This is a genomic window from Parashewanella hymeniacidonis, from assembly GCF_016900895.1.
In the GTDB taxonomy this organism is placed as follows: Bacteria; Pseudomonadota; Gammaproteobacteria; order Enterobacterales; family Shewanellaceae; genus Parashewanella; species Parashewanella hymeniacidonis.
This window is the reverse complement of the sequence record NZ_JAFEUN010000152.1, coordinates 1-7,631: the sequence shown is the minus strand read 5'-3', so window position 1 is coordinate 7,631 and position 7,631 is coordinate 1. Positions and strand designations below refer to the sequence as shown.

Annotated in this window: 6 protein-coding genes and 1 pseudogene; 3 read left to right on the top strand and 4 right to left on the bottom strand. The window is 38.7% G+C overall.

Features of this window, described 5'->3' with window-relative positions:
- Nucleotides 1-229: 229 nt before the first annotated feature.
- Together rhlP and uvrB are read right to left on the bottom strand one after the other, a co-directional pair.
- A complete protein-coding gene (gene rhlP, locus JQC92_RS20055) occupies nucleotides 230-1,045 on the bottom strand; it encodes a rhombotarget lipoprotein (RefSeq protein ID WP_205001309.1) in 816 nt (271 codons plus the stop codon).
- A 21-nt stretch (nucleotides 1,046-1,066) separates the two neighbouring features.
- Nucleotides 1,067-3,082, bottom strand: a complete 2,016-nt coding sequence (uvrB, locus tag JQC92_RS20050; RefSeq protein WP_205001308.1) for an excinuclease ABC subunit UvrB — start codon at nucleotides 3,080-3,082, stop codon at nucleotides 1,067-1,069.
- 181 nt (nucleotides 3,083-3,263) lie between these two features.
- Here uvrB and JQC92_RS20045 point away from each other — a divergent pair, with 181 nt between their 5' ends.
- The 3 genes from JQC92_RS20045 to JQC92_RS20035 all read left to right on the top strand — a co-directional run bounded on the left by JQC92_RS20045 (nucleotide 3,264) and on the right by JQC92_RS20035 (nucleotide 6,550).
- Nucleotides 3,264-4,145, top strand: coding sequence for a DUF6268 family outer membrane beta-barrel protein (locus tag JQC92_RS20045; RefSeq protein WP_205001307.1), 882 nt, complete (start codon nucleotides 3,264-3,266; stop codon nucleotides 4,143-4,145).
- Nucleotides 4,146-4,242: 97 nt separating this feature from the next.
- Nucleotides 4,243-5,178, top strand: coding sequence for a ribosome biogenesis GTPase YlqF (gene ylqF, locus JQC92_RS20040; protein WP_205001306.1), 936 nt, complete (start codon nucleotides 4,243-4,245; stop codon nucleotides 5,176-5,178).
- A gap of 67 nt (nucleotides 5,179-5,245) precedes the next feature.
- Nucleotides 5,246-6,550 carry an MATE family efflux transporter gene (locus tag JQC92_RS20035; protein WP_205001305.1) on the top strand — a complete coding sequence of 435 codons (1,305 nt, stop codon included), beginning with the start codon at nucleotides 5,246-5,248 and terminating at the stop codon, nucleotides 6,548-6,550.
- A 196-nt stretch (nucleotides 6,551-6,746) separates the two neighbouring features.
- Here JQC92_RS20035 and JQC92_RS20030 read toward each other — a convergent pair.
- Nucleotides 6,747-7,277 (bottom strand): annotated as a pseudogene (locus JQC92_RS20030) (class I SAM-dependent methyltransferase); the annotation flags it as partial.
- 134 nt (nucleotides 7,278-7,411) lie between these two features.
- Nucleotides 7,412-7,631: transposase (locus JQC92_RS20025; protein WP_205000922.1), on the bottom strand; the 220-nt coding region annotated here is incomplete at its 5' end.

The window sequence follows — 7,631 nt, the reverse complement described above, 5'->3', positions numbered from 1 at the left end:
ATAAATGTAATCATTAGGTCTGTTTTGTTATAAAATAGTCTGTCATAAATAATATGATTTTTAGCGAGTAAACATTAGAAATTGTATTGCTGTGAGTGTTTGTTGCTGGCAAGGAATGGGGCATAAACTGGTTAGACAAAGTAAAAACTGATTAAGGGCAAATTCCCCTTAGAAGAAAATCACTCCTAATTTATTGCTCGGCTAAAATAGCCGAGCTTATCCTCTAGGCTTATGATCTGAACCTTCTAAATCCAATAAAACACAACATCAACAAAGTGCCGCCTAGTGCTCCACCGCTGTATCCATCACGTTTTTTTACTTTGGCAACTTTCTCTTCTTTAACCCGTGTTTTAAATCGTGACAGTTCATTATCTAGATTCGGGATCATATTGGTCACAGCTGCTTCAAAACCTGCTAATGATTCATCGTGAATTTTTTTCTTCGAGCCTACTGCAGTCGAAATTGATTCTGATTTATGTATCCCCGGAGCTCTGAATAGCATTTTTCGACTTTTTATATCAAAAACAGCTGTATCAACAAAGGTTTGAACCGTATTAGTATTCCCAGGGATCACGTACAAGCCGACAATTGACCAATACAGCAAAGATGCAGGGTTATCATAAGACTGCCTAAGTTGATCATAAGAAACCAGCGCCATTACATCAACATCATACAATCGGCTCACTTGCTCTAATGTATTAAAACCACCAACCGCATCTAAATAGACGCTAGGAATAACCTCCACTTTATCAATGTATTCATACTGCTCAAATGAGGCTTTAACTTTGTTGAGTAATTTTACTTGCTCTTGGTTATTAATGTGGTCTCGTTTACTCGGAACAAAAGCAATGCCCACTTTGATCGGTAAAGTTAATACAGGTATTGATGGGATTTCTTTAGGCGGCACCTCAGCCGTTGGATACAAGAAACTTGTCAAACTACTAGAAACAGTATTTTTTGAACGGCTGTTGTGGATCAAGTCTGCACATCCCGCCAGCATAAATGCAAAGCTTAATAACACTATCAACATAATCTTTTTCATCATTGCTCTTCCTTTTCTACGAATCTAGCTCGCAGTTACCATTTGTTCCCTTAAATGCTTCACTTTATCTCTCAAGTCAGCGGCTTTTTCAAACTCTAGATTTTTAGCATACTCAAGCATTTGCTTTTCAATTTCATCGATTTCTCGACTCAGCTTCGCAATATCACGAACTTGGTAGCTAGCTGCAGGTTCGGCCACCTTACGAGTGGATATTGAATTTTGTTCTTCAACATCAGCACCTACGTCCATTACATCAGTAATCCGCTTAACAACGCCTTTTGGTGTAATGCCGTTTTCAATATTAAAGGCGTGTTGTTTAGCTCTACGACGCTCAGTCTCATCCATCGCTTTTTTCATCGATTTCGTGATTTTATCCGCATACAAAATCACTTTACCGTTAATGTTTCGAGCAGCACGACCAATGGTCTGAATGAGTGAACGTTCAGAACGTAAGAAGCCCTCTTTGTCAGCATCTAAAATACACACTAATGATACCTCTGGCATATCCAAGCCTTCTCGAAGTAAGTTAATGCCAACCAAAACATCAAACTTACCCAAGCGAAGATCGCGGATTATTTCAACTCGTTCGACAGTATCAATGTCAGAATGTAAATATCGAACTTTAACACCGTGTTCGTCTAAGTATTCACTTAAATCCTCGGCCATTCGTTTCGTCAGCGTGGTCACTAAAATTCGTTCATTAACGGCAACTCGTTTGTGAACCTCTGACAATAAATCATCAACTTGAATACCGACAGGACGAACTTCAATCTCAGGATCAAGCAATCCGGTAGGCCGCACAACTTGCTCAGCAATTTCATCCCCACTTCTTTCAAGCTCATAATCACTTGGTGTAGCAGAAACATAGATTGTTTGTGGCATCAAGTTTTCGAATTCTTCAAACTTTAACGGACGATTGTCTAAAGCTGATGGTAAGCGAAACCCATATTCAACTAAAGTTGTTTTACGTGAACGGTCACCCTTATACATTGCACCAATTTGCGGCACAGTGACGTGCGATTCATCAATGATCAATAAGCCGTCATCAGGTAGATAATCTAACAATGTTGGAGGGCCATCACCCTCTGCACGGCCGGATAAATAACGAGAGTAGTTTTCGATACCTGAACAATAACCAAGCTCAGTCATCATCTCTAAATCGTATTGAGTGCGCTCCGTGATCCGCTGAGCCTCGATTAACTTGTTGTTATCAAGCAATCGCTCTTTATATTCTTTTAATTCTTCTTTGATGTATTCCGTCGCTTTAAGAATCGTATCTCTTGGAGTAACATAGTGCGTTTTAGGGTAAATCGTGGTTCGAGCTAATATTCTTGTTTGTTTGCCTGTGAGAGGGTCAAATTCACTGACCCGATCAATCTCATCATCAAACAGTTCAACACGAACAGCATCTCTATCAGAATCTGCAGGAAAGATATCAATCACTTCCCCCCTAACTCTAAAGGTACCTCTAGATAGCTCAATATCATTCCGCTTGTATTGCAGTTCACTTAAACGCTTTAAAATATCACGCTGCCCCATCGTATCGCCTTGACGCAAATGGAGTAACATTTTCATATATAAATCAGGATCACCTAGACCATAAATTGCAGACACTGAAGCCACTAATACGACGTCTTTTCTTTCTAGTAAGGCTTTTGTGGCAGATAGGCGCATTTGTTCAATATGTGCGTTTACTGAGGCATCTTTTTCAATAAAAGTATTTGAAGCAGGCACATAAGCTTCTGGCTGATAATAGTCATAATAAGACACAAAATACTCAACTGCATTATGAGGAAAAAATTCTTTCATCTCTCCATATAACTGAGCTGCCAATGTTTTATTCGGTGCCATAATGATGGTAGGTCGGCCTAAGTCAGCAATGACATTGGCGACAGTAAAGGTTTTCCCTGAACCAGTAACGCCTAGCAAAGTCTGGCATGCGATACCTGATTCTAGCCCTTCTGCTAGCTGTTTTATCGCTGTGGGCTGGTCACCTGCTGGCTTAAATTTTGACTCTAATTGAAAAATTGTATCTGTCACAAAAAACTCCCTTGAATTCTGCGATTCATTCTAATCAATGAATCCGTATGTAACAATTATTTGTGATCTTAAATAAAATTATTTCGTAATAGTCACGGTGCTTTGTCATATTTTTATTAGAATCATTGAATATAATCTTTTTATATAATCTGTAGAGATAATCATTACTTTAGGTAACCCGATGACCATCAAATTAATTTACCCTATCGCCTTCATCGCTTTTTGCTCAGCAAGTGCATTCGCAAAGCAACCTGCAGAGTTCTCAGTATCTGCGACAAACATTTATAACGGTGCTTCAGAGTTTAAAAATGATAATACAGAGCTGAAACGAGATACTTGGATGTTATCTGCTGACTCGAATTTCCAATTAGCACAACGCTGGAAACTGGGTTTTTCATTTGGTTATGAAAATGAAAATTTTGACTGGGATATAGCTCGACCGTCTTTGCCTATCTCAACAACAATTGCACCTTGGGATAAAGTAAAAACAGTAAAGGCTTCGGTAACACTGAGTCATATTTTAGATAGAAACTGGGTTTTATCAGCTACGCCTATCATCCAATCTTCATATGTTGATGGTTTATCAATGTCTGATGCTCATAGTTATGGCATCGTTGCTTCCGGCTTATATCGCTTTGAATCTGGCAATATGGTTGGTGTTGGTGTGGCTTACACTAACGATTTGAATCGAGTAAGGACGACTCCATATTTAGCCATCAACTGGAAAATCAATGACAATTGGAAACTAGGTAATCCATTTAAGAGTGATTTTAGTGGGCCAGCTGGTTTAGAGCTTAGTTACCAGCTAAACAAAGATGTTTCATTTGGCATTGGTGGCACTTTGAAACGTCACAGGTTCCTCGTTAATGGTGAGGATATCAGTGCTGAGATAGAAGAAACTGTAACCTTTATTAGAGCAAGCTGGAATATTACGCCTCAGTTCATCGCATCTGTTTATGCAGGGTGCAACTCAAATGGCACATTAGAGTACAGCCATGATTTAGGTAAGTTTGATCTTGAAGGACACTCTGCTGGTGCCCTTTCTTTAACTTATAAGTTCTAAATGCATTAAAAGGGGTTGAAAACGAATCAATCCCTTTAACTTCTTCCCCTCTTCCAGTTAAAATACGCTCCCTTTATCACTGACAAGATTTTTAAACATGGCAATACAATGGTATCCAGGGCATATGCACAAAGCCCGCAAGGAAATAGAAAAAGTCATGCCTCAGGTAGACCTCGTTATCGAGGTGTTAGACGCTCGCATTCCTTATAGTAGTGAAAACCCTATGGTTGCTAGTCTTCGTGGTGATAAGCCGTGCATTAAATTACTCAATAAAAGTGATCTGGCCGACCCTGAAGTAACGGCTCGTTGGATTGAATATCTTGAACAAGAGCAAGGTGTAAAAGCCAGTGCAATTACAACACTCCAAGCGTCAATGGTTAAAAAAATTCCTGACTTATGCCGCAAGCTTGTCCCTCAACGTGACAAGGATGATAAAGACATCCGTACTATGATCATGGGCATTCCGAATGTGGGTAAGTCAACGATCATTAATACCCTCGCTGGCCGTGTTATTGCTAAAACTGGCAACGAACCAGCAGTGACGAAGACTCAGCAACGTATCAACTTGCGCAACGGCATTGTACTCTCAGATACTCCTGGAATTTTATGGCCAAAAGTCGATAACGAAAAAAGCAGTTATCGTTTAGCAGTGACAGGTGCCATTAAAGATACTGCGATGGATTACGCTGATGTCGCCTATTTTGCCGCTGAATATTTTTTAGAAGCGTATCCTGAATACATTTGTGAGCGTTACAAAATTGACTCGATGCCACGAGAACCTATTGAGTTACTTGAAGAAATCGGCAAAAGAAGAGGTGCGCTTCGAGGTGGTGGCCGTATCGATTTACATAAAGCTTCTGAGTTACTTTTACATGAATTTCGCAGTGGTAAAATTGGTCAACTTACCCTTGAAACGCCAGAGATGGCGGCTGCCGAAAAAGTGGAAGTAGCAAAAATGCTTGAGGAAAAAGAAGCAGAGCAACAACGTAAATTAGAAGAGCGAAAGAAAAAACACTCGGGTAAACGCCACTAATAATAGAAAATAAAATTCCTTCTGCTATCTTTTATGATTAGGGGCGCTACTAGTTGCAGAAGGAATTATGAGTACAGCTTTATCCTCTTTAATATCGAGATATAAAAATTCTCTTGCAACAATCTCCATCTTCATCCTAGGTGGCTTCACAAGTATTTGTTTTAACATCTACTTATCAAGAACTGTTGGTCCATCAAGTTACGGTAATTTCAAAGTAGCAGAAGCATTTTTCTATTTTGGAGGTATCATTGCCATTATGGGGGGTGCATCAGCAGCGCCTAAATTTTTACTTTCTCAAGTTAAAAATACTCAAACCAATGGTTCATGGCATTACGTTAGATTTTATTCCTATCTATCGTTAGCGGTAACATTAGCTTTGGGCATTCTTGTCTTCATTGGGCATGAATATCATATCTCGACTTTTGATGGTGCGAACTATCATCCAATACTCATTGCTGTCATTATTATTCCTATCTGTGCAATATCCAATCTACTTTCGAGTGTTCTACAGTCAGCAGAAAAGCTTGAATTTGCTTTTTTACCTTGGGCTTTTGGCTATACGGCTTTAAGTTTATTACTCTGTTACATCTACAATACTTATTTTGGTGTACTTAATGAGCTTTCAGCAATTCGCTTGAGCATCCTAGTGGTATGCTGTTTAACCGTATTCAGTATTTTTTATATCAATAAATTTAAATTGATGCCAATAAAAAAAGCCCCTTCATATTTGAAACCTAAAACCTGGCTGGCCATCTCAGTTCCTATGATGATTGCGACAAGCCTTCAATATTTAATGCAAAAGTTAGATATTTTCATGATTGAATATCTCGCTGATGAAATAGCTGTCGGACACTATGCCGCAGCACAAAGTATCGATAATGTTTTTTATTATATTCAACTCGCACTGATTGCAATCTTTTCTCCAAAAATTGCAAAAAGCCTCTCCGAGCCAAAAGAACAACAAATTAAACTCATAACAGTGGCTTTTAAACTCTGTTTGTTATGCTGTACTCCATTCGCTTTTCTTGTCGTTTATTTTGGTCATGATCTATTAATGACTTATCAACACAACACTCATCTCGCTTATAACAGCCTAATCATATTACTATTTGGTTATATACTCACAGCTCTTCTTTCTGCTGGCGTTGTGTGGCTTCAATACAATGGTAAATCGAAAGTAACAATGTATTTACTCCTCGCATCAACAGTCATTAACGCTGTTTTAAATTGGCTTCTAATCCCAATTCTAAATATTGAAGGTGCTGCAATAGCAACGTGTATTGCTATGGCAGTATGTATTTTTGGATTCTGTTTCTTTATACAAAAAGAACTAAACTACTTCAACCTCAAACGAGCTCCGGTGTTTAATTAATTTTTCATTGCAATAGTCTCAACGAAAGGCATCCCCCACACTACATAAGGGATATCAGGTAGCTTGAAGCATAGCTTTTCTAACTCATTAATCTCGTTGGCTGTTATCCAGCCATTTTTTATGCTTTGTTTACCTAGCTCACCATAAAGTAACGCATATATGGGTATATTAATAAAATACTCTCTGCTTTCCTCGCCTACAGGCGACCTCTCCCAAACAGTGACTGATTTAAGTGTTCGAACCCTGCAGTGTGTAACTTTTCTCCCATAAATAAGCCAACATCTGGAGCTCCGCCTGATACAGTGACTCCCATGTGAATAGCACGTCTTGCATTTTCCAAAATATCAGACACAGAAGTCATGACAATGAAACTATTCATGACTTCACGAGAAGCAAAAATACCATTCGGTTTTAATACTCTCATTATTTCTGATAACGCTTTTTCATGATCTGAAATGTGAACGAAAACAGTTTGACAGAATATCAAATCGAAACTGTTATCTTCGAAAGATAATTCATGAATACTGCCCTGTTCAAAACTTAAGTTCTCTCTGTTCGGGTGTTGAGTGTGTGACCTTGCGACTTCAAGTTGCGACTCATTAAAGTCAACTCCAATAACGGTGGCGCTCGGGTTAGCATCAGCAAAACCAACGGTCACAGAGCCAGGCCCGCAACCAATATCAAGAATAGAGGTGGATTGTTTTACCAATTCTTTAATAAAGCCGCAGCATTTATCAAAGGTACGATTTCATATCAGCTACTGATTGAACTTCTGATTATCTCTAAACGCATAGCTTTTATTAGACATTAGCTTTCCACCAATTTAACTATGACGGAGTGTCATTCTATACCTAAGTGAACTCAAGTTGCAGATGTGAGTGTTTGAAAGTTGTCAGTAATCCTACTCGTTAAAGTATCTGCAATTTCTGGAAGTTTTACATCAAAAAAGTAATTTATTCGTTCTCGAAATTCTTTCGCTGATGCGAAATATTCATTATTTCTTACATGCTCATTCATCACTTTCCAAAGCCGCTCAATTGGATTCAAATTGGGACTGTATGGTGGTAAGTAATGAAGCTCA

Coding starts and splice junctions, on each gene's coding strand:
- rhlP (WP_205001309.1), bottom strand. CDS start 1,045: ATGATGAAAAAGATTATGTTGATAGTGTTATTAAGCTTTGCATTTATG.
- JQC92_RS20045 (WP_205001307.1), top strand. CDS start 3,264: ATGACCATCAAATTAATTTACCCTATCGCCTTCATCGCTTTTTGCTCA.
- ylqF (WP_205001306.1), top strand. CDS start 4,243: ATGGCAATACAATGGTATCCAGGGCATATGCACAAAGCCCGCAAGGAA.
- JQC92_RS20035 (WP_205001305.1), top strand. CDS start 5,246: ATGAGTACAGCTTTATCCTCTTTAATATCGAGATATAAAAATTCTCTT.